The organism is Kribbella sp. NBC_01505 (assembly GCF_045040285.1).
Taxonomy (GTDB): Bacteria; Actinomycetota; Actinomycetes; order Propionibacteriales; family Kribbellaceae; genus Kribbella.
Genome location: NZ_CP109425.1, coordinates 8,496,301 through 8,520,320, shown reverse-complemented (window position 1 = coordinate 8,520,320; position 24,020 = coordinate 8,496,301). Strand labels below are relative to the sequence as shown.

General features: G+C 68.2%; 18 protein-coding genes. 6 read left to right on the top strand and 12 right to left on the bottom strand.

The window, feature by feature from the left end; all coding sequences use genetic code 11:
• The first annotated feature begins 124 nt into the window (after nucleotides 1–124).
• Complete coding sequence (locus OG474_RS40040; protein ID WP_405058878.1) at nucleotides 125–1,891, top strand: M1 family metallopeptidase; 1,767 nt, start codon at nucleotides 125–127, stop codon at nucleotides 1,889–1,891.
• Here OG474_RS40040 and OG474_RS40035 read toward each other — a convergent pair.
• A complete protein-coding gene (locus OG474_RS40035; RefSeq protein ID WP_405058877.1) occupies nucleotides 1,885–2,754 on the bottom strand; it encodes a GNAT family N-acetyltransferase in 870 nt (289 codons plus the stop codon). The two genes, OG474_RS40040 and OG474_RS40035, sit on opposite strands and share 7 nt — an antisense overlap.
• Nucleotides 2,755–3,003: 249 nt before the next feature.
• Here OG474_RS40035 and OG474_RS40030 point away from each other — a divergent pair, with 249 nt between their 5' ends.
• Nucleotides 3,004–3,696, top strand: a complete 693-nt coding sequence (locus tag OG474_RS40030) for a GntR family transcriptional regulator (protein ID WP_405058876.1) — start codon at nucleotides 3,004–3,006, stop codon at nucleotides 3,694–3,696.
• Here OG474_RS40030 and OG474_RS40025 read toward each other — a convergent pair.
• From OG474_RS40025 to OG474_RS39990, 8 genes are all read right to left on the bottom strand, one after another.
• Nucleotides 3,678–5,432 (bottom strand): gamma-glutamyltransferase family protein, encoded by a 1,755-nt coding sequence (locus OG474_RS40025; RefSeq protein WP_405058875.1) that lies wholly within the window; start codon nucleotides 5,430–5,432, stop codon nucleotides 3,678–3,680. The genes OG474_RS40030 and OG474_RS40025 overlap by 19 nt on opposite strands.
• Complete coding sequence (locus tag OG474_RS40020) at nucleotides 5,429–5,638, bottom strand: oligopeptide/dipeptide ABC transporter ATP-binding protein (protein WP_405064663.1); 210 nt, start codon at nucleotides 5,636–5,638, stop codon at nucleotides 5,429–5,431. The genes OG474_RS40025 and OG474_RS40020 overlap by 4 nt, the downstream gene beginning before the upstream one ends.
• Nucleotides 5,639–5,646: 8 nt before the next feature.
• Nucleotides 5,647–6,405 (bottom strand): ATP-binding cassette domain-containing protein, encoded by a 759-nt coding sequence (locus OG474_RS40015; RefSeq protein WP_405058874.1) that lies wholly within the window; start codon nucleotides 6,403–6,405, stop codon nucleotides 5,647–5,649.
• Nucleotides 6,402–7,370, bottom strand: a complete 969-nt coding sequence (locus OG474_RS40010; RefSeq protein ID WP_405058873.1) for an ABC transporter ATP-binding protein — start codon at nucleotides 7,368–7,370, stop codon at nucleotides 6,402–6,404. The genes OG474_RS40015 and OG474_RS40010 overlap by 4 nt, the downstream gene beginning before the upstream one ends.
• Nucleotides 7,367–8,233: an ABC transporter permease gene (locus OG474_RS40005; protein ID WP_405058872.1), complete on the bottom strand. Its 867-nt coding sequence runs from the start codon at nucleotides 8,231–8,233 to the stop codon at nucleotides 7,367–7,369. The genes OG474_RS40010 and OG474_RS40005 overlap by 4 nt, the downstream gene beginning before the upstream one ends.
• Entirely contained in the window at nucleotides 8,233–9,186 is a 954-nt protein-coding gene (locus OG474_RS40000; protein ID WP_405058871.1) for an ABC transporter permease, read from the bottom strand. The genes OG474_RS40005 and OG474_RS40000 overlap by 1 nt, the downstream gene beginning before the upstream one ends.
• On the bottom strand, nucleotides 9,183–10,868 hold the full coding sequence (locus OG474_RS39995; RefSeq protein WP_405058870.1) for an ABC transporter substrate-binding protein: 1,686 nt from the start codon (nucleotides 10,866–10,868) through the stop codon (nucleotides 9,183–9,185). The genes OG474_RS40000 and OG474_RS39995 overlap by 4 nt, the downstream gene beginning before the upstream one ends.
• Before the next feature lie 163 nt (nucleotides 10,869–11,031).
• Complete coding sequence (locus OG474_RS39990; RefSeq protein ID WP_405058869.1) at nucleotides 11,032–12,243, bottom strand: aminopeptidase; 1,212 nt, start codon at nucleotides 12,241–12,243, stop codon at nucleotides 11,032–11,034.
• 94 nt (nucleotides 12,244–12,337) lie between these two features.
• On the opposite strand from OG474_RS39990, the gene OG474_RS39985 reads away from it, so the two are divergent.
• From OG474_RS39985 to OG474_RS39975, 3 genes are all read left to right on the top strand, one after another.
• On the top strand, nucleotides 12,338–12,949 hold the full coding sequence (locus OG474_RS39985; protein WP_405058868.1) for an ArsR/SmtB family transcription factor: 612 nt from the start codon (nucleotides 12,338–12,340) through the stop codon (nucleotides 12,947–12,949).
• Nucleotides 12,950–12,978: 29 nt separating this feature from the next.
• Complete coding sequence (locus tag OG474_RS39980) at nucleotides 12,979–15,912, top strand: hypothetical protein (protein ID WP_405058867.1); 2,934 nt, start codon at nucleotides 12,979–12,981, stop codon at nucleotides 15,910–15,912.
• 527 nt (nucleotides 15,913–16,439) lie between these two features.
• The gene (locus tag OG474_RS39975) at nucleotides 16,440–16,763 is read left to right on the top strand and encodes a hypothetical protein (protein ID WP_405058866.1); all 324 of its coding nucleotides are present in this window, start codon (nucleotides 16,440–16,442) and stop codon (nucleotides 16,761–16,763) included.
• Nucleotides 16,764–17,252: 489 nt separating this feature from the next.
• Here the strand turns inward: OG474_RS39975 and OG474_RS39970 are convergent, their stop codons facing one another.
• Genes OG474_RS39970 through OG474_RS39960 form a run of 3 tightly spaced genes read right to left on the bottom strand, consistent with a single transcriptional unit; the run spans nucleotide 17,253 to nucleotide 23,083 of the window.
• Nucleotides 17,253–18,434: a hypothetical protein gene (locus OG474_RS39970; RefSeq protein ID WP_405058865.1), complete on the bottom strand. Its 1,182-nt coding sequence runs from the start codon at nucleotides 18,432–18,434 to the stop codon at nucleotides 17,253–17,255.
• Nucleotides 18,431–21,160, bottom strand: coding sequence for a DEAD/DEAH box helicase (locus tag OG474_RS39965; protein WP_405058864.1), 2,730 nt, complete (start codon nucleotides 21,158–21,160; stop codon nucleotides 18,431–18,433). The genes OG474_RS39970 and OG474_RS39965 overlap by 4 nt, the downstream gene beginning before the upstream one ends.
• 36 nt (nucleotides 21,161–21,196) lie before the next feature.
• On the bottom strand, nucleotides 21,197–23,083 hold the full coding sequence (locus OG474_RS39960) for an ABC transporter ATP-binding protein (protein WP_405064662.1): 1,887 nt from the start codon (nucleotides 23,081–23,083) through the stop codon (nucleotides 21,197–21,199).
• A 166-nt stretch (nucleotides 23,084–23,249) separates the two neighbouring features.
• Between OG474_RS39960 and OG474_RS39955 the strand changes: the two genes are divergently transcribed.
• Nucleotides 23,250–24,020 carry a TetR/AcrR family transcriptional regulator gene (locus tag OG474_RS39955; protein WP_405058863.1) on the top strand — a complete coding sequence of 257 codons (771 nt, stop codon included), beginning with the start codon at nucleotides 23,250–23,252 and terminating at the stop codon, nucleotides 24,018–24,020.

Here is a 24,020-nt window from a genome sequence, read left to right as displayed (position 1 = left end):
CCCCGCCGTTGAGGCGTGATGACACCTTGTATTTGGCACGGTGGTGCGGGTGGCCCAGATCGGCCGCCTGAGACACCTTGCCCGTGGGTAATGTTCCCCGGACGCACTCACTCGGGAGCTTTCCGTGACGCACGATCGCCACTCTTACGCCGAACCGCTGCAGGTTCGGACCACCCATCTCGAGCTAGACCTCGAGCTGGATTTCACCGCGAAGGTGCTCACCGGCACCGCCACGCACACGCTCAACTGGGCGGGGTCCGGTGATCGGCTTGTGCTGGATACGCGGGACCTGACCGTCCTGGCGGTCGAGGGCGAGTCCGCCGACGGCTGGGAACCGCTGGAGTACAGCCTCGCGGTGCCGGACAAGGAGCTCGGATCCGCGCTGTCGATCCGGACCACGCGGCAGGAGCGGGTCCGGATCAGCTACCGGACGGCGCCGACCGCGACCGGGCTGCAGTGGCTGGAGCCGTCGATGACGGCCGGTGGCGTGATGCCGTTCATGTTCAGCCAGTCCCAGGCGATCCACGCGCGCAGCTGGGTACCGCTCCAGGACACCCCTGGCGTGCGGTTCAGCTATGCCGCACACGTGACCGCGCCGCCCGAGCTGATGGTGCTGATGGGCGCCGACAACGGCACGGCCTCCCGCCGTACCGGGTCGTACGACGTCGTGATGCCCGAGCCGATCCCGTCGTACTTGCTGGCGATCGCAGCGGGTGACCTCGTTTTCGAGCCGATCGGTGAGCGGTCCGGCATCTGGGCCGAGCCGGCGATGGCCGGGCGGGCGGCGCAGGAGTTCGCCGACACCGAAGAGATGATGCGCGTCACCGAGGCGCTCTTCGGCCCGTACCGCTGGGGCCGCTACGACATCCTCGTGCTGCCGCCGTCCTTCCCGTACGGCGGGATGGAGAACCCGCGGATGACGTTCGCGACGCCCACCGTGGTGATCGGGGACAAGTCGCTCGTCAGCCTGGTCGCGCACGAGCTCGCGCACAGCTGGTCCGGCAACCTGGTCACCCAGGACAGCTGGGACGACATCTGGCTGAACGAAGGCTTCACCGCGTACGTCGAGAACCGGATCGTCGAGGCGGTCTACGGGACCGAGTTCGCGGTGATGGAGACGGCGATCAAGCAGCACGCGACCGTGGTGAAGCTCGACCCGCTGACCCCGGCCGAGCTCGCGGTCGAGCTGCCCGGGCTGAACCACCGGTCCGAGTACCACGGCACCACGGCGCTCGGTCCGCTGAAGGGCACGTGGTTCTTGGCGTGGCTGGAGGAGCGGTTCTCGCGGGACGTGTTCGACCCATTCATCCGCGGCTACTTCGACCGGTTCGCGTTCCGCAGCATCAACACCGACGACTTTGTCGGCCACATGCAGGAGCACCTCCTCGACGTACACCCCGGTGTCGTCACCGACGCCGAGCTGGCCGCCTGGCTCGAGGAGCCCGGCATCCCGGCCTTCGCCGAGCGCGCCGCCTCCGCGCGCTTCCAGGTCGTCGACGCGGCCCGCACCCAGTGGCTGACCTCCGGCGAGCTTCCTGCTGGCGCTGGCAACTGGACCACCCAGGAGTGGCTCCGCTTCCTCGACGCCGCCCCCGACATGCTCAGCCCCGAGCAGCTCCTGCAGCTCGACCGAGCCTTCGGCCTGTCCGGCACCGCAAACGGCGAGATCGCTCGCCGCTGGTACCAGATCGTCGCCGCCAGCAGCTACGAAGCCGCCTACGCCGAGCTGGCCGCCTTCCTCACCGAAGTAGGCCGCATGAAGCTCGTCCTCCCCGTCTACCGAGCCCTAGCCGGCAGCGACCGAGCCTTCGCCTCCGAAGTCTTCGCCAAAGCCCGCCCCGGCTACCACCCCATCACCACCGCCGCAGTCCAAAAAATCCTCGGTCAGTGACTGAGGTCCAGTAGGCAGCGGTGGTTGGTGTGGGTGGGGGTGTAGCCGAGGGCGTTGTTTGTGTGGCGCATCGGGGTGTTGGTGTCGACTGTGTCGGTCAGGAGGCCGGCCAGGTCGGGGAAGCGGGACTGGGCCCAGCGGATCTGTTTGGTCTTGAGGCAGCGGGCCAGGCCTTGGCCGCGGTGGCCCGGCAGGACGGCGGTGCCGTAGTTCTGGGCGTCGCCTTTGCCGTCGCCCGGTACGACGAGCTCGGTGAACGCGACGATCTGACCGGTGAGCTGGTCGATCGCGGCCACGGTCATCAGGTGCTCGCCGCGCTGTTCGATCAGCGCAGCGGCTTTCCGCGTGCGGTCGGTGTCCCACGGCTCGGAGCCATAGCTGATCGCGCCGGTCGGAGTGTCGTCCATAGCGGTCCGAGCGTCGGTGAACGTCTGCAACAGCTCATCCGGTACGACGCCTGTCCAGGTCGCCAGCCGATAGCCGCGTGGCGGCGCCACCGCCACCAGCCTGGCGGCGAGATCGAGCCGGCTGTAGATCAGCGTCAGCCCGACTGTGAACCCGTGCCGCACGAGGAACCTGTACGCCGGTGTGTCCGCCCCGACCTCGGCCAGCACGTGCTGCACGTTCCGATCGCGGGCGGCAGCGGCGGCGGCGTACAGGAGTTCGGTGCCGACGCCGCGTCGGCGTTCGGCTGGGTGCACGGTGATCTCGAGATCGGCCAGATGTGCGATCGAGTCGCGGTTGTGCAGCCGGAGGAACGCTGAGCCGACCGGGTTGCCGTCGGCATCCGAGGCGAGCCAGGCGAGGCGGTGACTGAACGGCCGGAAGTCCGGATCAGTCAGGGGAGTCAGTCTGATGCTCAAACCAGCACCTCAGTGTTCTGAGTCAAAACTTCGACGGCACTGGAGGAGCCCAGGCACGCACCTCGCGGCGTTGGCGAAACGCCCACGATGAACCCCGCATCGAGGACGCTCCGCCGCCTTGCGATGCACGCACCTGGACACCTCCAGCACTCGCCGAACTTCTGACTCAGAACACTAGTGTGTGAGTGGGCCACGTGCTCTGACACGGTGGATCGGCTACGGTGCTGCGGAGCTGACGGGGTCGAGCGGGTGGGAGAGCACGTGGTGGACGAGCTGGCGGTTGACGCGATCCGGACGATCGGTGCCGATCACATCGCCTTACGCGAGCAGGTGCTGTCGGAACTGCGTCGCCGGATCGTTGACGGCGACTACGCCCAGGGCGAGCGGTTGACCGAGACGCGGCTGGCCGACGACTTCGGTGTCTCTCGTAACCCGGTCCGCGAGGCGCTCCGCGTGGTCGAGGCCGAAGGCTTCGTGCAGATCCTGCCCCGGCGCGGTGCGATGGTCGCCACTCTCGACGAGACCGCGGTCCGCGATCTGTTCTCGGTCCGCGAGCAGCTCGAGACTCTGGCTGCCGGTCTGGCCGCCGAGCGCGCGAGCCAGGAGGACATCACCCGGCTGCGCACGCTGTGCGACGAAGCGCGGGTAGCGACCGACGCGAAGGACTTCGGCCGAGTCGCCGAGCTGAACAGCGAATTCCACCGCGCCGTGATCGAGGTCAGCGGTAACCGCTGGCTGCACTCGATCTCGGCCGCCATGTACCACCACGTCCACTGGGTCTTCCGCGTCGGCGCCGCCCAACGCGCCCCGCACTCCTCCGAAGAGCACGTCCGCCTGGTCGACGCCATCGCCGCCGGCGACGCCCCCGCAGCCACCGAGGCCGCCCGCCTCCACGTAGAAGCGGCAGCCAAGGCAGCGCTGGGTCAGCGGCCGACGGCGTAGCCCTGCATGCCGCGCGGGTTGGCGGCTGCGGACAGCAGACCGTCGGCATCCCGCCGTACGGCGCACAATCGGCCGAGGCTCCACGGATCAGACTCGGTCACCACGTGCCCCCGGCGTACCAGATCATCCCGTACGGCGGCGCCCAGCCGGCTCTCCATGACCAGCCCGCCGGGCTCGTTCGCGCGCGGGTAGAACGATGACGGGAACCCGGTGGTGTGCCAGGCCGGCGCATCGATCGCCTCCTGCAGATCCATCCCACCGCCGAGATGCCGCAGCAGGAAGAGCAGTTGCCACTGGTCCTGCTGATCTCCGCCGGGCGAACCACACGCCAGCACCGGTCGGCCATCGCGCAGCACGAGCGTCGGTGTCAGCGTGGTCCTTGGACGCTTGCCCGGCGTAAGGGATGCGGGCAGGCCTTCCTCCAGCCAGAACATCTGCGCCCGGCTCCCCAGGCAGAACCCCAGCTCAGGAATCGTCGGCGAAGACTGCAGCCAGCCACCACTCGGCGTCGCCGAGATGATGTTGCCCCACCGATCCACCACATCCACGTGGCACGTGTCGCCCCGCGTCACCCCGTCCCGCGCAACCGTCGGCTCCCCGACGCTCGCATCGACCTGATGGTTGCCCGCAGCAACAGCCGGCATCCGCGGCGCGCGTCCGTCCGGCGAGCCGGGCCGTAGCTCGAACGTCGCCTCCCCGCTGACCAGTCGCGCCCGCTCAGCGGCGTACGCGGGGGAGAGCAACGACTTCAGCGGCACGTCGACGTCGCCGTACCAGGCCTCACGGTCCGCATACGACAGCTTCATGACCTCGACCGTCGTGTGCACACCCTCTGCACCAGCCAGATCGACGTCGCCAAGCTCAGCCAGCACCGCCAGCGATTGCAGCAACGCCGGCCCCTGACCCCAGGCGCCGGTCTTCGCGACGGTGTGTCCATTCCAGTCGTACGTCGCCGGCTCCTCCCAGCTCGCCTCGAAGGCCGCCATGTCAGCGCCGGTGATCAAGCCTCCGTGACTGGAGCCGCTCGAATCACGATGCGGCAGCCGCGAGAACCCATCGATCGCCTCGGCGACAAACCCTTCCCGCCAGGCCAGCCGAGCTGCTGAGATCTGCTCGATCCGGTCCGCCCCAGCTGCCTCGCCCTCAGCCACGAGCCGCTCCAGCGTCGCGGCGTACGCCTCATTGCGGAACATCCCGCTCGGCGGCCGCCCGTCGACCAACCACAGCGCCGCCGACGTCGGCCAATGCGACGCGAACAACTCGTGCACCGTCGCCACCGTGTCGGTCACCCGCGGCACCAGCGGATGCCCGTTGCGCGCGTAGCCGATCGCAGGCTCCAGTACGACGCGGAGCGGCAGCGTGCCGTGATCGCGGAGCAGCAGCAACCACGCGTCGACCGCACCCGGCACAGTCGCGGCCAGTGGCCCAGACCCTGGTACGAGATCGAGCCCCAGCGACCGGTAGTGCGCGATCGTCGCCCCAGCCGGCGCGACTCCCTGACCACACAACACCCGCGGCGTCGGATCGTTCGCCGTCGCGATGATCGCCGGTACCTCACCGCCAGGCCCGTTCAGATGCGGCTCGACCACGTGCAGCACGAACCCGGCGGCGGCCGCTGCGTCGAACGCGTTCCCGCCGAGCTCGAGCATCCGCATCGCCGACTGTGACGCGAGCCAATGCGTCGACGAGACCATGCCGAACGTGCCTCGCAGGGTGGGCCGGGTCGTGAAGCTCATCGAGCGACTCCTTCGATTGTCCGAACGTCGGGACCGCTACCGTCCGCCTCGACCAGATGGCAGGCGACCTGATGTCCACCAGATCCGATCACACGAGTCTCTGGCACAACAGTCCGGCAGCGGTCGACCGCCACCGGACATCGGGTATGGAAGCGGCACCCGGGCGGCGGATCAAGTGCTGACGGCAGGTCATCACCGAGCAGCACGGGCTTCTTCAGCCGCTGCGCCACCGGGTCGGAACCGGCGCGGCCGACAACAGCGCCTGCGTGTACGGATGAGCCGGCGCACCGAAGATCCGCGCTCGCGGCCCCTGCTCGACCAGCTGACCCAGATACATCACTGCGACCTCGTCAGCCAGATACTCGACCGCGGACAGGTCATGCGTGATGAACAGACACGCGAACCCGAGGTCCCGCTGCAGATCGGCCAGCAGATTCAGTACGGCGGCCTGCACCGAAACATCAAGCGCACTAGTCGGCTCATCGGCCACCAGCAGCCGTGGCTCGGAGATGAGCGCCCGAGCAATGCTGACCCGCTGCCGCTGGCCGCCTGAAAGCTCATGCGGAGCGCGCTGTGCGACCTCAGGCCGGAGCCCCACGCGTCGCAGCGCCTCAGAGACCTGTACGGCGATGTCTTTGCGACGCATCAACCGCAGCGGCTCACCAACGATGTCGCCGACCGACAGCCGCGGGTCGAGCGATCCTGCCGGATCCTGGAAGACGATCGAGACGTCCCGCCGGTGTGGTCGGAGCTGGCGCCGACTGAGGTGCGTGATGTCCGCACCGGCAAGTCTGACCGTGCCTCCGGTCGGCTCGAGCAGTCTGACGATGCAGCGGCCGACTGTGGACTTCCCAGAGCCGCTCTCACCTACCAGCGCGACGACTGAGCCTTCACGGATCCGCAGCGTCACACCGTCGACTGCCCGGACCGGTCCGAAATGCATGACCAGGTCTTCGACCTCTAGTGCGTTCATGAGACTCCCACCGGGTTCCAGCACGCCAGTCCGTGCTTGGTGCTCGTCAGATGCGGCTGAGACGTCGTACAAGTGTCGACAGCTTGGCCGCAGCGGTCAGCAAAGGTGCACGCGTCCGGCTGCTCGGACAGCACCGGCACCAGTCCCGGAATCTCATCCAGACGGTGCGTATCCGCATGCCGGCCAGCAGCGGGCGAGGCACCGAGCAGACCGGTCGTGTACGGGTGCTGTGGGTGCGCGAACAGCTCGTGCACCTCCGCAGTCTCGACTACGCGACCGGCGTACATCACTGCGACCCGATCGGCGAGGTCGGCGACCACTCCGAGGTCATGGGTGATCAGCACGACGCTTGTCCCGAGCCGTTCGCGCAGACCACGCAGTACGTCGAGGATGCCGGCCTGGATGGTCACGTCGAGCGCGGTGGTCGGCTCGTCGGCGATCAGGACCTTCGGATCGCACGCGACGGCCATCGCGATCATCACCCGCTGCCGCATCCCGCCGGACAGCTGATGCGGGTAGTCGTCGATCCGGCGTTCGGCCGACGGAATCCCGACCAGCTTCAGCAGCTCGATCGACCGTGCGCGGGCTGCGTTCCGGCTCGATCCCAGGTGCGTTCGCAGGACCTCGCCGATCTGCGTGCCGACCGTGAAGACCGGATTCAGCGAGGTCATCGGCTCCTGGAAGATGTACGCGAGCTCGCGGCCGCGGATCGAGCGCAGCGTGCGTTTGTCCGCCCCGATCAGCTCGACGCCGTCCAGCCGGACCGAACCCTCGACCCGCGCGGACCGGGGGAGTAGCCCGGCCAGACTCATCGCGGTGACGCTCTTCCCGCACCCCGACTCACCGACGATCGCGAGCACCTCGGCCTCCCCGACCTCGAGCCCGACCCGGTCAACTGCCGACAGCAGACCGTCCTCGGTCCGGAACGACACCGATAGATCGCGCACCTCCAGTACGGCGCTCATCGGCGGCTCGCCTTCGGATCGAGAGCGTCCCGCAGACTGTCGCCGACGATGTTGAAGGCCAGCGTCAGCAGCATGATCGCCAGGCCCGGCATCACCGCGGCCCACGGAGCCCGCGCCGCGAACTGCTGCGCATCGGAGAGCATCGTCCCCAGACTCGGAGCCGGTGGCTGGATCCCCAGCCCGAGGAACGACAGCACGGCCTCGCCCAGAATCGCGGCCGGGATCGCAACCGTTGCCTGAACGATGATCACCGAGGCCGCGTTCGGCAGGATGTGCCGCCCGAGCACCCAGGCATCACTCGCCCCTTCCACGATCGCGGCCGCGACGAAGTCCAGCGACTTGAGCCTGAGCGTCTCCGACCGAACGATCCGGATCACCCCAGGAATCTGCGCGATCCCGATCGCGATCGCGGCGTTGCCCAGACTCGCGCCCCGGATCGCAGCCAGCCCGACCGCGAGGATCAGGAACGGGAACGCCAGGACGAGGTCGGTCAGGCGGGAGATCAGTGCGTCGATCGCCCGGAAGTACCCAGCCATCAGCCCGAGCGGCACGCCGATGACCAGTGAGGTGGCGACCGCGAGCAGCCCGACATGCAGCGAGGCCCGCAGCCCGAACATGATCCGCGACACCACGTCCCGGCCGAGATCATCGGTCCCGAGCAGGTGCCCCGCCGTACCGGGTGGTGCGAAGGCTTGGTCGAGCTGTGTCTGGGTCGGCTCGTGCGGCGCGAGCACGTTCGCGAAGACGGCGAAGATGATCGCGAGGACCAGTACGGCGAGGCCGGTGATCGCGAGCGGATTGCGGAGGATCCGGCGCACCACCTTGCGCCGGTTGCTGCGGATCGGGACCGCGATGGTGGCCATCACGCCTCACCCCGAACCCGGATCCGCGGATCGATGACGGAGTACAGCAGGTCCACCAGCAGATTGATCAGGATGTACGCCGTCGCCGTGACCAGCACGACCGCCTGGATGACTGGATAGTCGCGCTGGAAGACCGCGTCGACGGTGAGCTTCCCGAAGCCGGGGAGCGCGAAGATCCGCTCGGTCACGACCGCGCCCGAGATCAGCGCGCCCAGCTGCAGACCGACGATCGTGACCACGACGATCAGGCTGTTGCGCAGCGCATGCCGGCCGATCACCGCGCGCGGTGGCAACCCCTTGGCCTCCGCGGTGCGGATGTAGTCGGCGGAGAGCGCATCCAGCATCGACGAGCGGGTCTGCCGCATGATCACCGCGGCCAGCCCGGTGCCGAGGATCAGTGCGGGGAGGACGAGGTGGTGCAGATTGGCCGCCGGGTTGGTGAAGAACGGGACGAATCCGGATGCCGGAAAGAGGCCGAGGGCAACGGACAGGTAAAGGATCGCCATCAGGCCGAGCCAGAAGTTCGGCACCGACAACCCGAGCAGGGCGAGCGCGTTCGCCGCCCATTCGGCCGGCCGACCTCGCCGTACGGCGGCAATCACGCCCGCGCCGACGCCGATCAGCCCGGCCACCAGCAGCGCGAGAACCGACAACTCGATCGTGACCGGCAACGCACCGGCGATCATGCCGCCGACCGGCTCACCGGTCCGGATCGACTGGCCGAGGTCACCCCGCGCCGCGTGACTGATGAACTGCCAGAACTGCACCAGCCAGGAATCGTCGAGCCCGTACTGCTCGCGGATGGCCCGCAGCGACTCCGGGTCGCGATCCTCGCCGGCCAGGGCCAGCGCCGGATCACCCGGCAGCGCGCGAACCCCGGCGAACACCACGATCGTCGCGAGCACCAGCGTGACCGCCGACTGCCACAGCCGGTGCAGTAGGTAGCGGCTCATTTCGCGAACCCGGCGAACGCCGTACGGATCACCCCGTCCGGGTAGGTCTTCACACCGAGCAGCTTCTTCGAGACCCCGGTCAGGTTGCGCTGCCGGTACAAGTAGATCAGCGGCTCGTCCTGCTGCAGCTTGGTGACGACATCGCCGTACAGCTTGACGCGCTGGGCCTTGTCGGTGGCCTGCCGCGCGTCGGTGAGCAGCTTGTCGACCTCGGGACTGCTGTAACCGGCCACGTTCTGGCTGCCGGTGCTGCCGACGAAGTTGAAGATGTTCGCATCGGGGTCGACCCGCCCGGACCAGCCGAGCTGCAGGATCTCGAAGTCCCCGCGGTCCTGCTGGTCGAGAAGTGACGCATACTCGACCGGCTTGATCACCAGCTCGAATCCACCGTCCTTCACCATCGCCTGCAATGCCTGCGCGAGCCGCAGGCTGTCGGGGTTGTTCGAAGTGATCATCGAGACTTTGTACGGCATACTGACGCCAGCCGCGGTGAGTAGTTCCTTGGCCTTCGCCGGGTCATGCGCGGGGCAGACCTGAGCAGCGTCGGACGTGAACTCGCTCTTCGGTGAGACCGGTGAGCAGGCGACCGTGTTGAGCCCGTTGAAGATCGACTTGACCAGCGCGGCCCGGTCGATGGACAGGTCGAACGCCTGCCGGACGCGCGGATCCTTCGCGATCGGGGTGTCGAGCTGCTTGAGGGGGTTGCCGACGCCGTTCGCGTTGGCGATGTTGATCGTGACTCCCTGGTAGCCGAGCGACTGCGACTGCAGGACGCTGACCGTGCTGTCCTTCTGCAGCGCAGGCGCGTCCTGGCTCGAGAGCGAATCCGCGACCTGCGCGTCCCCGGCCTTCAGGTTGGCCGAGCGGATGCTGGAGTCGGTGATGATCCGGTACTCGATCGCGTCCAGGTGCACCTTGGCGGCGTCGTAGTACAGGGGGTCTTTGACGACCTTGATCGAGTTCTGCGCGACGCGGTTGGCGAACTTGAACGGGCCGACGCAGGCCGGGGCGGTGGAGAAGTTCGCGCCGAGCTTGGTGATCGCGGCCGGGCTCAGCACCATGCCGGCCCGGTCGGCGAGCGCGGCGGTCAGCGGCGCGAACGGCTTCGACAGCTTGATCACCACGGTGTTCGGGTCCGGGGCCTCGACCGCGCTGATCGGGCCGAGCTCACTCTTGCGGGCCGAACCCGCCAGCGTCAGACCGCGCTCGAGCGTCGTCTTCACTGCGGCGGAGTCGAAGGTGCCGCCATCGGCGAACTTCACGCCCTGCCGCAGCGGGATGGTCAGACTGAGCCCGTCCGGCGCGACAGTAGGCAGCGCGATCGCCAGCTGCGGCACGACCTTCGCGTCCGGGCCGAGGTCGTACAGCTTCTCGCACATCGTGTGGAAGACGTACCGCGAGTACAGGCTGCGCGACAGCGTCGGATCCAGCTTGTCGGGATCGGCCGAGAGCGCGACCGTCAACGTCCCGCCGGGCTTGACCTGGCTCGGGTCCGCCGGGTCGCCGAAGACGTCCTGGCCGGCCGAGCTGGTGGCGCCGGGCGTGTCACCGGAGGGCTGCACCGGCGAGCAGCCGACCGCGACGAGGGCGATCACGGTCGCGGCGGCTGTCGCGGTCGCTCTCGCAGTCGCTCTCGCTTTCGCGGTGGCTGTCGCGAGGACGAGCGGAAGTCGAGGAGTCATCACATGCTCCCTGTGTAGGCGGTTCCCAGACTGTTTCATGTATACAAGCGACCTGCGCAAGGGATTGGGCGAGTTTGTTTCAAACCTTTGCCAATCGTGGTCAGCCTCCGACGGCAGGCCGGAGGGGGAGGTGCCCACGAGCCGGCCTGCCGTTGGACCGCCATTACCCGCCCAGTTGCCAGGCGTCGGCCTTCAGCAGGTCGACTGGGCCGGTCGGTGTGGTCGCGGTGACGGTGAGGCCTTCGCCGCCCAGGACGACGTCGGTGTGGACGGAGGAGTTGTTCAGCCCGCGGGCGTAGCGCTCGTCGGCTGTCAGATCGACGCCGCCCTCGAGCGCGAAGGGGAAGCTCTGGCCCCAGGCGATGTGGCAGCCCGCGTTCTCGTCGAACAAGGTGTTGTGGAAGACGAGGTCCGCCTGCGCGACCCGGGACTCCTGGTCGACCAGGGCGACCTCGCCGAGGCTGCGAGCGCCGCTGTCGCTGTCGAGTTGGGCCCGGACCAGGTCGGCTCCGCTGGTGGCCGAGACCTCGGTGATCCGGCCGCCTGCGAACGTGAGCTCCAGACCCTCCACCAACTGGCCAGCGATCACCACCGGCTTGGTCAGCCGGGCGACGCCATCCGCCCGGTGCCGGTCAGGGCTGGTGAAGACCTCCTCGGTCGGGATGTTCGGCAGGAACGGGATGCCGGCCGGATCGGCCACCGACCCGCCGGTCCAACGACAGTCAGGCAGCAGGCCGATAGTCAGGTCGGTGCCTTCACCGACGTACCGGAGCTCGCTCATCTGCAAGGCGTTCAATGTGGCACACCGCCCAGCGAGGGCCGCCGATCGGTCCCGCCACGCACTGACCGGATCGGCTTCGTCCAGCCGCATCGCCCGCGCAACGACGTCCCACAATCGGTCGACGTCGGGTTCGCCGTACACCTGGGTCGCCCAGCCTTCGTTCGGCGCGGCCACCACCGTCCACCGCCATCGCCCACTCATCACCGCCTGCTGCCGGGCGATCCGTTCCTGCGTCCGTACGGCGGCTACCCGCGCGGGGTCGATGCTGGCGTACAGGTTCGGATCCGGCGTACCGACCAACGCGATCGACGCAATGCCTTCCTCGGCCCAAGCGCGCGTGCGTTCCAACGCCCAGGGCCGATCGGCGGTCAGTGCCGCGAGATCGCTGTGCACGAGGTCGGACCGATGGCTGACTCCGTCGGCCCAGAGCACCTCCACCCAGCCCGCTCCGGCCACGTAGGCGCGCTCGACCACCGCCCGGGCGACCTCTGCCTGCGCGAGGTCGGCGTTGATCACCACGCCCTGCCCGGGTTGCACGTTCACTCCGACCTGGACGACCAGATCGGCGAATCGCTCCAGCAGTTCTTCCTTCATCCCAGCCCCTAGAGGTAGTTTTAGGTATTCACGCTGGCGTGAACATTGGCAGATGTGTGAACATCGCACAAGACATTCTCGCGAAGGAGTTGCCATGCATGGACCGGACGAGCCCCGGCCGGTTCGGGTCATCACCGATGTCGAGACGATGCGCGCGCTGTCGGATCCGACCCGGGTCGCCATCTTGCGGCTACTGATGAGCGGCGATCGGAGCGCGCCGCCGGTAATGTCGGCCAAGGAGCTCGCGGCCGCGCTCGGCGAACCGCAGACCAAGCTGTACCGGCACCTCAAGCAACTCGAAGCACTCAACCTGATCGAGGTGGGGGAGACCCGGCTGGTCTCCGGCATCCAGGAGCAGCGATACCGAACCGCCCAGCTCGACTTCAGTATCAGCCGCGACCTCGTCACCAACGGAGGCTCGGCCGAGTTCGCCGACACCCTCACGGCCCTCTTCAGTGAGTTCCGCACCGATCTGCTCTCGGGTCTGCGGGCAGGCCGAGTCCCCGTCGGCACAGCGGCGGAGACGCCGCTCGGCCTGGTGCTCGGCCGCGGCATGGTGGCCAGGGTGAGCCCGACTCGCGCGGCCGAATTCCGCCGGCGCTTGGTCGCGCTGCAGGCCGAGTTCGACGCCCTCGAAGACGACGATCCAACTGGCATTCCGGTCCACCTCCTTATTGGCTGGTACGCGGTCACCGACCCTGACTGACGCCTGGATTCCCTTGTGGGGCTGGGGATTTGCCGCGTTACTTTTCTCTGACTATATTAGAACACATGTTCGAAGCAGAGATTGCGTCGCTGTCGACGGCCGACTTGCTGGAGTCGGCTGCCGGGGAGCGTGCGGCCGAGTATCGGTCGGCGGCGCGGTCTCTGGTGTATGCGGTGGTGTATGCGGATCGTTTCCATCCTGATGTGCATCCGGGGCGTTCGGGTCGTCGGGTGGGTGATGGTCGGGAGCGTGCGGTGGTGCTGGGTGGTGAGGGGTGTCCGCTGGTGCTGGAGTTCTGTGTTGCGGAGTATGCGGCTGTGGTGGGGGTGTCGCCGGGTGTGGGGCGTCAGTATTTGGCGGATGCGTTGGGGTTGCGGCATCGGTTCCCGCTTCTGTGGGTGCGGGTGCTGGCTGAGGAGGTGACGGCGTGGAAGGCGCGCAATCTGGCGCGTGAGTGCGAGAAGTTGTCGTTGGAGGCGGCGCTGTATGTGGATAAGAGGGTCGCGCATCTGCTGGACACGATTTCGCCGACGAGGCTGGCCAAGATCATCAAGGCCGCGAAGATGTATGCCGATCCGGGTTTGGCGAAGTCCGAGGCTGACGAGAAGGCTGCGGAGCGTGGTGTCTGGGTGGGTCAGTCGGATGAGCACGGTACGAAGACTTGTGTGATCAAGGCGGGTTCGGCGGCGGTGCGGCGGCACAAGGCGAAGATCGATGAGATCGCCGAGGCCCTGCTGGTCCAAGGTGATAAGCGCAGTGTCCAGGCCCGCCGCGCGGAGGCGGTCGGCATCATGCCCGACCCCGTCTTCACCAACGAACTCCTGGCCCAAGCCCGAGAACACCAACGCACAACTTCCACCCCCGCTCCCGCGCCCACCCCAGCATCCGCGCCCGCTACCGCGACGGCGCCCGCGCCTACTGCGGGTCCTGCCCCTGCGCCTGATCCTGCTTCTACGTCCGACTCCGGGCCAACGTCAGGCGCCGACTCTGCGCCTGTTCCCGCACCTCCGGCCCGCTTCACCCCCGCATCGGATGGCTCGGGCCGGTCGGCCATCACTCCCAGCCCGAACCCCACCGCTCTGCCGGATCTCGCCCACGCGCGGAACTCCGCCTCTCTATCGGATCTCGCTCCTGCGTCAGGCGCCGCTCCCGTGCTTGATCCCGCTCCCGCGTCGGGCACCGCTCCCGTGCCGGGTCCCGCGCTCGCCGTCGGCCAAGCCCGCGCGTTGGGCAGAACTCCTATGTCGGGTATCACGCCGTCGCCGGATCTCGCCCAGGCGCTGGACTCCGCCGCTCCATCGGATCCCGCTTCCGTGCTGGGTTCCGCCTGCGTGGCGGGCGTCGCTGCCGTATCGGGCGCCGCTCCAGTGTCTGATCGCACATCGATCGCCGGCTCAGCCGCTGCGTCGGGCATGCGCATGTTGGACGTCGCTACGGGACCGAACCCAACTCCGGCGCGTATCTGCGCTCCCGCGCTTGATCTGGCTTACGCGCGAACTGCCGCCTCCATGTCCGGCCTCGCTCCCGTGATGGGTGCCACTGCCGTAGTCGGCGTCACTCCCGTGCTTGGTCCTGCGCCCACGACGGGTCTAGTCGCCGCGCCGAACCTGACTCCTGCCTCGGATCTCGCGTCAGCGCAGGACTTCGCGCCAAGGCGTGCCGACGGCGCCGCGCCCATGGTTGGGCCCGGTCGGGTGGGCGCAGACGGACCAGCTCCCACGTCGTGCCCCGGTCTAGAGCGAGCAGGCGCCTCCGCCTCCCTGCCTGATCCCGAACCCGCTTCCTTGCTTGATCCCGAACCCGCCTCGGTCTCCGCCCCCGCGCCTGCTGCCGCCTCCGGTCGAGATCCAGCAACCGATGATGTTGCTACAGGCAACGACCCGCGGGCTGAGTGGGTAGACGACGCGAGCGCCGATCTGGGTTGCCAGGGCGAACCGATTCGGGGCGCCGAGCGCAGCCGGAACGATCTGCTCGGTGTAGATGACGAGCCCAGGCTCCATGGTGAGCTCAAGGTTGATGGTGAACCTTGGCTCGACGAAGAGCTCGGGACGGGTGGAGGGCTCGGGATGGGTGACGAGCTCGGGCTCCGTGGTGAATCTGGGCTGCATGGTGAGCTCAGAGTTGATGGTGAACCTTGGCTCCGCGAAGAGCTCGGGACGGATGGCGAGCCTGGACTGGATGATGAGGCCGACCGTGACGCGCCCCATCCCAGTACCAGCGATCTGCCTGATCCGCTCGATCAATGCGATGGCTGGGCGACCGAGCCGTTCGAGGCGGTCGGCGGCGGCGACGATTCTGAGGCGGGCGAGTCGATGACCCCCGACGAACTACGTGCCCTCGCCGCCCGGCTCGCCCAGGTCAAACGAGACGCCCATGCCCGCCCACAGGGTGAACGTCCTGCCCCGCCACGGCCAGGGAAGACCGAGGTGTACGTGCATCTCACCGACTACACCCTCGCCAGCGGTGACGGAGTCCTGCGCACAGAAGAGATCGGGCCGCTCCTACTCAGCCAGTTCACCGAACTCACCGGCTACGGCCCCTACATCGTCAAGCCCGTCATCGACCTCAACAAAGCCGTCAGCTCAGATGCCTACGAGAGCACCGGCCAGATCCGCGAACACGTCAAGCTCACCCACCCCGCCGAACTCTTCCCCTACGGCACCCGCGAAACCACCAACCACATCGACCAAGACCACCTCGAGGCCTACGACCCCGACGGCCCACCCGGCCAAACCAACACCGACAACCTCATCCCCCTCAGCCGCTACGCCCACCGCGTCAAAACCCACGCCTCCGGCTGGACAGTCCACCGCATCGACGCCAAAACCATCGAATGGACAACACCCCACGGCTTCATCTTCCGCATCGACCCCACCGGCACCCACCGAATGCCGAAGGACCCCACCAAGCCTGTCACCAGGAGGCAGGGGAACAGGGACGACGCACCACGGGGTGAGAGGTGAGGGGGCGAAGGGTGAGAGGTGGGAGGCCGGGGGAGTGATGGGCCAAGCAGCGGTGGGCGAGGGGTCATGGGCACGAAGGCGGACGGTGCCGGGTGATGGGTACGAAGGCGGGCGCTGCCAGGTCATGGGTGAGGGGGCGAAGGTCAAGCAGTGACGGGTTGCGGGGAGCGAGGCGGGCGGCGCGGGGCCACCTAGCCGCCAGGCGGCCGCCCTTGACGGATGAGGGGTCATGGGGGCGAAGGTCGAGGAGCGACGGGTGAGAAGTGAGGGCAGCGGATGAGGTGCCGAGGGAGGAGTCCAGGCCTGTGGGGCAGGCGGATGGGTGTCAACGAGAAAGCCGGGATGGGCGCCAAGAAGGTGGCGAGGGGATGGGGGGAACGGCGCCTGGGGGAGGGGTGTCAACGAGGATGCGGGGGATGCGGGGGTGACGGACGAGGAGGCGGGGGACGAGAGGGGACAGACGAGGAGTGTGGGATGGGAGAGCAGAGGCCGGCGAAGCGGGGAGGCGGGGGAGCCGCGGGCCCGCCATGCCAGTGGTCACGGTCTTCGCGGTCAGCCAGGCGTTGACGGTTGGTCGCGAGCTCAAGGCGGGTCGGGGCGCCGAACTCGGCCGGCTGATCGCCGGGGACCGGTACGGCGGTGCTGCGATTCCGGTCTGGGACGCGGCGTATTTGACGAAGGCGGCCCCAGACGGAGTTGCCGGCGTTCATCATCCGCCGCGCGGCGAGAGCGCGGGGCCTGCGTCGAGTTCGTGGTTGCGGAGTCCGGACGAACCGACTCCAGTGTGCTTCAGCGGTATCGGTGGCCGGGGATGCGCCACTGGAGGCACGTGTGTGCTTCTGGAGTTCTGAGGTGATCCGGCCGGGCCAGATATGGACGAGGTCCTGGTGGTGGGGCGGACGAACGCTCCCTGATATTTCGGGCTGTGGTTGGACAAAGTGCAACTCGCGATGCTGATGCCGAACTGGAGTGAGCCGGAGTACCTGCTGAACTGATCTACGGATGTTTGCTGCCGGTCCGTGACAGTAGGACTCCGTAGACCTCCGGTTCTTGAGTGTCGTTCGGCGCCCGGGTGCGGGCGCGGCGTCGGTCAGGTCCTGTGGGCTTTGGCTGCAGGGGGTACGCCTGGGATTCGGTTCGGTTCGGGCTGGGATCCATCGCCGCGGACGGATCCCAGTGGCGGCTGCCCACCGGTGCTGCCGCGGTCGGACCAGGGAGTCGCTCGGAAGGCTCGGTCGCCTAGAGCGAGGTTCACAATGGTCTTTGTACAAGAGCTCTTGTCTAATCGCTAGGGCGCTGCGCGTCTCAGGAGGGAAGGCAACGGCCTTAAGCGGGTGGGGTCACCAGTCGAGGGTTAAGGCTATTAGGGGGTCGGGGGATGCGGGGGCGGCTGGGGTCCAGGTCTGTTCGTTTAGGCGGTAGGCGTGCCAGTTGCCGTGGTGGTCGAGTCGCAGTTGGGTGTCGGGGCGGACGGTCACTCGGTTGCCGGTGACCTCGATGTCCTCGACCTCTTCCGCGAGGAGGTCGGTGCGGGCTCGGGCCAGTTCTGCGGGGGTCGGTTGCCAGGGGTGCTCGAGTACGTCGAGGCCGGCTACGCCGCCGTACCGCCAGGCCTGGACGCCTAGCCCCAGCTCGGTCGCTCGGCCAGTGGCCTCGGCTAGAGGGGTGAGCAGTTCGGGGAAGTCGGCTGCTAGGCGGACGGCGTCCTGCCATTCGTCGAGCGGTTGTGGTTCGGGTGTCCCGTTGAGCAGGGCGATGAGCAAGGAGCGGGCTCGTCGGGATGCGTCGAGGACGAGCATCGGGAGTACACCGGTGGCGATCGGCGAGGGCGGTTCGATCCCGCTTACCGCCAGTTCTTCGAGGAGGACCTTGCGCGGTACGACGGGCAGCGGAGGCAGCTCGCGGATGGCCGGAGGTACGTCAGCAGGCGCGCCGAGAACCTCATCCTCAACCTCAGCTTGACCCGTGGACCGGGCGACGAGCTGGTCGAGCAGGAGCTCGCGGGAGCGGCCGCGGAGGTGGAGCAGGACGAAGGGATCGGAGTCGAGCAGCCAGGCGACTTGGTAGGACAGGCCGGCGGCGTGCTGGCAGGGGAGTTCCCAGTCGTCGCAGGTGCAGCTCGGGTCGAGGTCGCCGATCCCGGGCAGGAACGCGACTCCGGCCGCTTCGGCTGCCTCGATCAGGTCGTGCGGCATCTCACCGTCAAGTAGAGCTGCAATGTGCCCGGCCCGCGCCGCGACCTGATCCAGGAACTGTTCCCACTCGGCCTCGGTCAGCTCGTCGACCCGGACGACGACCTCGTAGGTGTCGTCGGGCGAGTAGACCGTCGCGCCGATCCGGCCGGGGCTGATCGTGATCGTGCCGACGTGCCCGGAGTTCGCGTACCGGCGGCCCTTCTTCAGTTGGGTCGCGTCCAGCGAGGTGTCCTCCAGGGCCTGCACCCACGCGCGGGCCCACCAGGAGTGGCCGCGCGTACTGCGCTGCTGGGCCGGGAACGCCGGATATCCCTGAGCCATGCTCATCGCAGACCTCCCCGCAGCTCGACCAGATCGGCGAGCTCGTCGTTCGAGAGCTCGGTGAGTGCCGCTTCGCCACCGGCCAGGACGGCGTCGGCGAGCTCCCGCTTGGCGGCGAGCATCGCCGCGATCCGGTCCTCGATGGTGCCCTCGGCAATTAATCGGTGCACTTGGACCGGCTTGGTCTGACCGATCCGGTACGCCCGGTCGGTCGCCTGGTCCTCGACGGCCGGATTCCACCAGCGGTCGTAGTGCACGACATGGTCCGCGCGGGTCAGGTTGAGCCCGGTGCCGGCGGCCTTCAGGGACAGCAAGAACACCGGTACGTCGCCCGCCTGGAACCGCTCGACCATCTCCTCGCGCTTCCGCACCGGGGTCCCGCCGTGCAGCAACTGGGTCGCGATTCCGCGGGCGGCGAGGTGACGCTCGAGCAGGCGCGCCATCGCGACGTACTGGGTGAATACCAGGACAGCGCCGTCCTCGGCGACGATCGTTTCGAGCAGTTCGTCGAGGAGTTCGAGCTTGCCGGAGCGGCCGGTCAGGCGGGCGTCCTCGCCTTCCTTCAGGTACTGCGCTGGGTGGTTGCAGATCTGCTTGAGCCCGGTGAGCAGTTTGACGATCGCGCCGCGGCGCGCCATCCGGTCGCTGGCGGTGACTGCGGCCATCAGCTCGCGAACGGTCGCTTCGTAGAGCGCGGCCTGCTCGCGGGTCAGTGAGACGCTCTGATCCGTCTCGGTCTTCGGTGGCAGCTCCGGCGCGATGCCGGGGTCGGACTTCTTCCGTCGGAGCAGGAACGGTCGCACCAGCTTCGCCAGCCGGTCCGCGACCTCTTCGTCCTTGTCGGCCTCGATCGGTGTCGCCCATTGAGTCCGGAATGTGCTGAGCCGGCCGAGCAATCCCGGCGTCGTCCAGTCGAGGATTGCCCAGAGCTCGGAGAGATTGTTCTCGACCGGTGTACCCGTCAGGGCGACTCGCGCCTGCGAGGGCACGGTCCGGAGCGCCTTCGCCGTACCGGATGAGGGGTTCTTCACGTGCTGCGCCTCATCGGCGACGACGAGACCCCAGCGTTGGGCGCCTAGCCGGGCGGCGTCGCGTCGCAGGGTCCCGTACGTCGTCAGCACGAAGCCGTCCTCGGCGCCGTCCAGCGACCGAGAAGATCCGTGGAAGCGGCGCACCGGGGTGCCGGGGGCGAAGCGGTTGACCTCGCGTTCCCAGTTTCCGAGGAGGGAGGCGGGGCAGACGACGAGGGTCGGGCCGGTGGTCCCGGCGGACTCTTGGCGGTGCAGATGCAGGGAGATCAGGGTGATCGTCTTGCCGAGACCCATGTCGTCGGCGAGGCAGCCGCCGAGGCCGAGCGAGGTCATCCGGGCAAGCCATCGGAGGCCGCGCAGTTGGTAGTCGCGCAGGGTCGCTTGCAGAGCAGCCGGTACGTCGATGAGCTCGTCGGCGCGTTCGGGATCGGCGATGCGAGTGCGCAGCTCGGACAACCAGGCGGTGGGCTCGACCTTGATCTGGCGGCCGTCCACCTCGGTGGTCCCGGTCAGTGCGGCGCTCAGGGCGTCGATCGGAGTGACCGGTTTGAGGATGCGGTCGCGCGCCTTGCGGGCCAGCTCGGGATCGATCAGCATCCACTGGTCGCGCAGCTTGACGACCGGCCGGGTTGCCTCGGCCAGCTGGTCGAGCTCGTCCTCGGTCAGTGGGTCGTCGCCGAGCGCGACCTGCCAGCGGAAGTCGAGGGTCGCGTCGCCACCGAAGAAGCTCGGCAGGTCGCTTGGTCGGCGCTGCGGTGCGGTGATCGCGGCGCGTGCTTTGAGGTCGCGGCCGAGGCTGCGCGGCCAGTGCAGATCGACGCCGGCGGCAGCCAAACGCTGACCGGATCCGGCGAGTAGATCGGCGACCTCTTCGTCGGCCAGCTCCAACCGGTCCGGCACGGCGGAGTCCAGCAACCGGGCCAGCGCGGGCCAGACGCGCCCGGCCCGGCGGATCGCGAGGGTTGCGTCGATCCGGGCGCGCGGTCCGAAGCCCGGCACCTCGGCGGCCCAGACGTCGTCTGCGTCTCGCACGAGGGTTGGGTCTTTGAGGCTGTGGAGTTGGACGATCGCCTGGAACGCCTGCGACTCCGACATCTCGATGCGCAGGGAGACGCGGACTCCGCTGTCGAGTCCGACTGATACCTCGTCGGCCCAGCGTCGCAAGCCGCCGGCTGGCTGTGGTGCCTTGGCGGCGAACAAGCTGCCTTGGGCCTTGGCTGCGGCGGGGGAGCGTGGCATTCCATCGGCGACCGCGTCCCAGAAGGCTCGGACCAGTCCTTCAGCGGCGAGGTCGCCGGGCAGTGCGGTCAGCGGCATCGCCTCGGCGAGCGCGACCAGGCGGGTGATGTCGTCGGGATCCAGCGGGCCCATCCGCCAGGCGTCGTAGCCGTCGGGCGAGACGCCGGGCAACAGCTTGCCTCGGGCAACCAACTGGAGGGCGGCGACTGCCACGGCACCCCAGAAGGCGGCTGACGGGTGGGCACCCGGTTCGCGCCGCATCCGGCCGAGCATCGGTACGGCGTCGGCGACGCTCACGCTGATTGCGCGCGAAGAGTCGTCGAGCCGCACCTGCTCACCGATTCCGAGTGGGAGCTCGCCACCCTCCGGATCCCAGAACAGCACTCGACCGTCCCGTGGTGGATCCGCAGGCTCGAACCCGACCACACACCCCGACAGAGCAGACAACCGCACTCCCAACATTCCGACCGATCAAGACCCGACGCCGCCTCAACTGCCTTAGACCGTGAGGACCTCCGCGTCGGTCTGGCCAGCACCGGGCTGGTCGAACTGAGTTCTGTAGAGCTCTGAGTAGCGTCCCTCGGCGGCCAGGAGGCTGGTGTGGGTGCCCTGCTCGACGATACGGCCGTCTTCGATCACGAGGATCTGGTCGGCGGCGCGGATGGTCGAGAGCCGGTGGGCGATCACGACGGCGGTCCGGCCGGCGAGTGCTTCGGTGAGCGCGGCCTGGACGGCGGCCTCGTTCGTGGAGTCGAGCGCAGCCGTTGCTTCGTCGAGAATGACGACGCGCGGCTGAGCCAGCAAGAGCCGAGCGATGGTGAGGCGCTGGCGCTCGCCGCCGGAGAGGCGGTAGCCGCGCTCGCCGACCACGGTGTCGAGGTCATCAGGCAGGGATCGGATGAGGTCTTCGAGTCGGGCTCGCCGCAGTGAGTCCCACAGGTCGTCTTCGGTTGCTTCGGGCCGGGCGAGGAGCAGGTTCTCCCGGATGGAGTCGTGGAAGAGGTGTCCGTCCTGGGTGACCATGCCGAGCGTGGCCCGCAGCGACTCGGCCGACACATCCCGTACGTCGACGCCCGCGAGCCGGACCGAGCCCGAGTCAACGTCGTACAGGCGGGGGATGAGTTGGGCGATGGTGGACTTGCCGGCCCCGGAGGATCCGACCAGGGCGACCATCTGGCCAGGCTCGGCCCGGAAGGTCATGTCGTGCAGGACCTCGACGCCGCCGCGGGTGTCGAGCTTGGCGACCTCCTCGAGGGAGGCGAGTGAGACCTTGTCGGCGGAGGGGTAGGCGAAGCGCACGTTGGTGAACTCGACCGAGACCGGGCCGTCGGGGACCGTGCCGGCGTCCAGCTTGTCCTCGATGAGCGGCTTGAGGTCGAGGACCTCGAAGACGCGCTCGAAGCTGACCAGTGCTGTCATCACCTCGAGGCGCGCGCTCGCGAGCGCGGTCAGTGGGGCGTAGAGCCGGGTCAGGAGGAGTGCCATCGAGACGACCGCGCCGGCGTCGAGTTGGTCGCGGAGTGCGTAGAACCCGCCGAGGCCGTAGACGACTGCGAGCGCGAGCGCGGATACGAGGGTCAGTGAGGTGACGAAGATCCACTGGACCATCGCGGTCCGGACGCCGATGTCGCGCACTCGCCGGGCCCGGGAGGCGAACTCGGCCGACTCCCGTGCCGGGCGGCCGAAGAGCTTGACCAAGGTGGCGCCGGGAGCGGAGAAGCGCTCGGTCATCTGGGTGCTCATGGTTGCGTTGTAGTTTGCCGCTTCGCGTTCGAGGGCGGCGAGGCGGCCACCGACCCGGCGGGCCGGAATGACGAAGATCGGCAGGATGACCAGCGCCAAGAGGGTGATCTGCCAGGAGACGCGCAGCATCACTACCAGGGTCAGCGCGAGCATCACGAGGTTGCTCACCACGCCGGAGAGGGTGTCGCTGAACGCGCGCTGCGCGCCGATCACGTCGTTGTTGAGCCGGGAGACGAGGGCGCCCGTCCGGGTGCGGGTGAAGAAGGCGATCGGCATCCGCTGGATGTGGTCGAAGACCGCGGTGCGCAGGTCGAGGATCAGGCCTTCGCCGATCCGGGACGAGAGCCATCGGGTGAGCATGCTGATCCCGGCCTCGGCGACGGCGATGACCGCGATCAGCAGCGCGAGGCGGAGCACGATCTCGAACGGTTTGCTGTCGACGATCGCGTCGACCACCTGGCCGGCGAGCACCGGGGTGGCCACGGCGAGCACGGCCGCGGCGACGCTCAGCACGAGGAACGAGATCAGCTGTTTCTTGTGCGGGCGCGCGAAGGCGAGGATCCGCAGCAGTGTCTCCTTGGAGAACGGGCGTCTGTCGTCCTGTGCGTGCATCGCGTGGTACAGCGAGTTCCACGCGGTCATTTCCATACTCACAGCGGGCTCCACGGCGTCGGTCGATCGGGTGTGTCGATGATTCCGTATCTCACCGACAATTTCCGACCGTAAGACCTCAATGAAACTTGAGGTCAAGCGACGATCGAACTGGGTACAGTGTACGAAGAATATCCGATCCGGCAGAATCGCGCACATGACCCAGGAGTACAGCGGCAGTGGAGACCCGGCGAAGAGCCTCGAGCTGCTCTGGCGCAAGCAGAAGCAGCCGACGCGTGGCCCGAAGCCGGCGCTGACGGTCGAGGGTATCGTCGAGGCCGCCCTGCGGGTCGCCGACACCGAGGGGATCGCGGCGATGTCGATGCGCCGGGTCGCGGACGAGCTCGGTGCGGGCGCGATGACGCTGTACCGCTATGTCCCCGGCAAGGGTGAGCTCCTCGACGTCATGCTCGACACTGTGTACGGCGAGTTGCCGAAGCGCGTCGTACCGGGGGATTGGCGGGTCAAGCTCGACGAGGTCGCCCGGGAGAACCGGGAGCTGTATCTGCAGCACCCCTGGATGCTGCATGTGGCGGTGAGTCGTCCGCCGCTGGGTCCGCAGGTGATGGCGAAGTACGAGTACGAGCTGGCCGCGATCGAGGGGATCGGGCTGACCGATGTCGAGATGGATGCGACGGTCACGCTGGTGAACGGCTACGTGCATGGCGCGGTCCGGGCGGCGGTGGAGGCGCGGCAGGTGATCCAGCACTCGGGGATGACCGACAAGGAGTGGTGGCTGGCTCATGTGCCGCACCTGGACCGGATCGCCGACGCCGACAGTTACCCGCTGGCGAGCCGGGTGGGGAGTACGGTCGGGGACGAGTTCGACGCGCCGTACGACTCCGATCACGGCTTCGAGTACGGCCTGGCCCGGCTGCTCGACGGGGTCGCGAAACTGGTCCTGGACCGCAACAAGGATCGCCCGTAA

Coding starts and splice junctions, on each gene's coding strand:
- OG474_RS40005 (WP_405058872.1), bottom strand. CDS start 8,233: ATGGCCACCATCGCGGTCCCGATCCGCAGCAACCGGCGCAAGGTGGTG.
- OG474_RS39960 (WP_405064662.1), bottom strand. CDS start 23,083: ATGACCGCGTGGAACTCGCTGTACCACGCGATGCACGCACAGGACGAC.
- OG474_RS39970 (WP_405058865.1), bottom strand. CDS start 18,434: ATGAGCATGGCTCAGGGATATCCGGCGTTCCCGGCCCAGCAGCGCAGT.
- OG474_RS40025 (WP_405058875.1), bottom strand. CDS start 5,432: ATGAGCTTCACGACCCGGCCCACCCTGCGAGGCACGTTCGGCATGGTC.
- OG474_RS40000 (WP_405058871.1), bottom strand. CDS start 9,186: ATGAGCCGCTACCTACTGCACCGGCTGTGGCAGTCGGCGGTCACGCTG.
- OG474_RS39990 (WP_405058869.1), bottom strand. CDS start 12,243: ATGAAGGAAGAACTGCTGGAGCGATTCGCCGATCTGGTCGTCCAGGTC.
- OG474_RS39975 (WP_405058866.1), top strand. CDS start 16,440: ATGCCAGTGGTCACGGTCTTCGCGGTCAGCCAGGCGTTGACGGTTGGT.
- OG474_RS39995 (WP_405058870.1), bottom strand. CDS start 10,868: ATGACTCCTCGACTTCCGCTCGTCCTCGCGACAGCCACCGCGAAAGCG.
- OG474_RS40015 (WP_405058874.1), bottom strand. CDS start 6,405: ATGAACGCACTAGAGGTCGAAGACCTGGTCATGCATTTCGGACCGGTC.
- OG474_RS39955 (WP_405058863.1), top strand. CDS start 23,250: ATGACCCAGGAGTACAGCGGCAGTGGAGACCCGGCGAAGAGCCTCGAG.
- OG474_RS39965 (WP_405058864.1), bottom strand. CDS start 21,160: ATGTTGGGAGTGCGGTTGTCTGCTCTGTCGGGGTGTGTGGTCGGGTTC.
- OG474_RS39985 (WP_405058868.1), top strand. CDS start 12,338: ATGCATGGACCGGACGAGCCCCGGCCGGTTCGGGTCATCACCGATGTC.
- OG474_RS40010 (WP_405058873.1), bottom strand. CDS start 7,370: ATGAGCGCCGTACTGGAGGTGCGCGATCTATCGGTGTCGTTCCGGACC.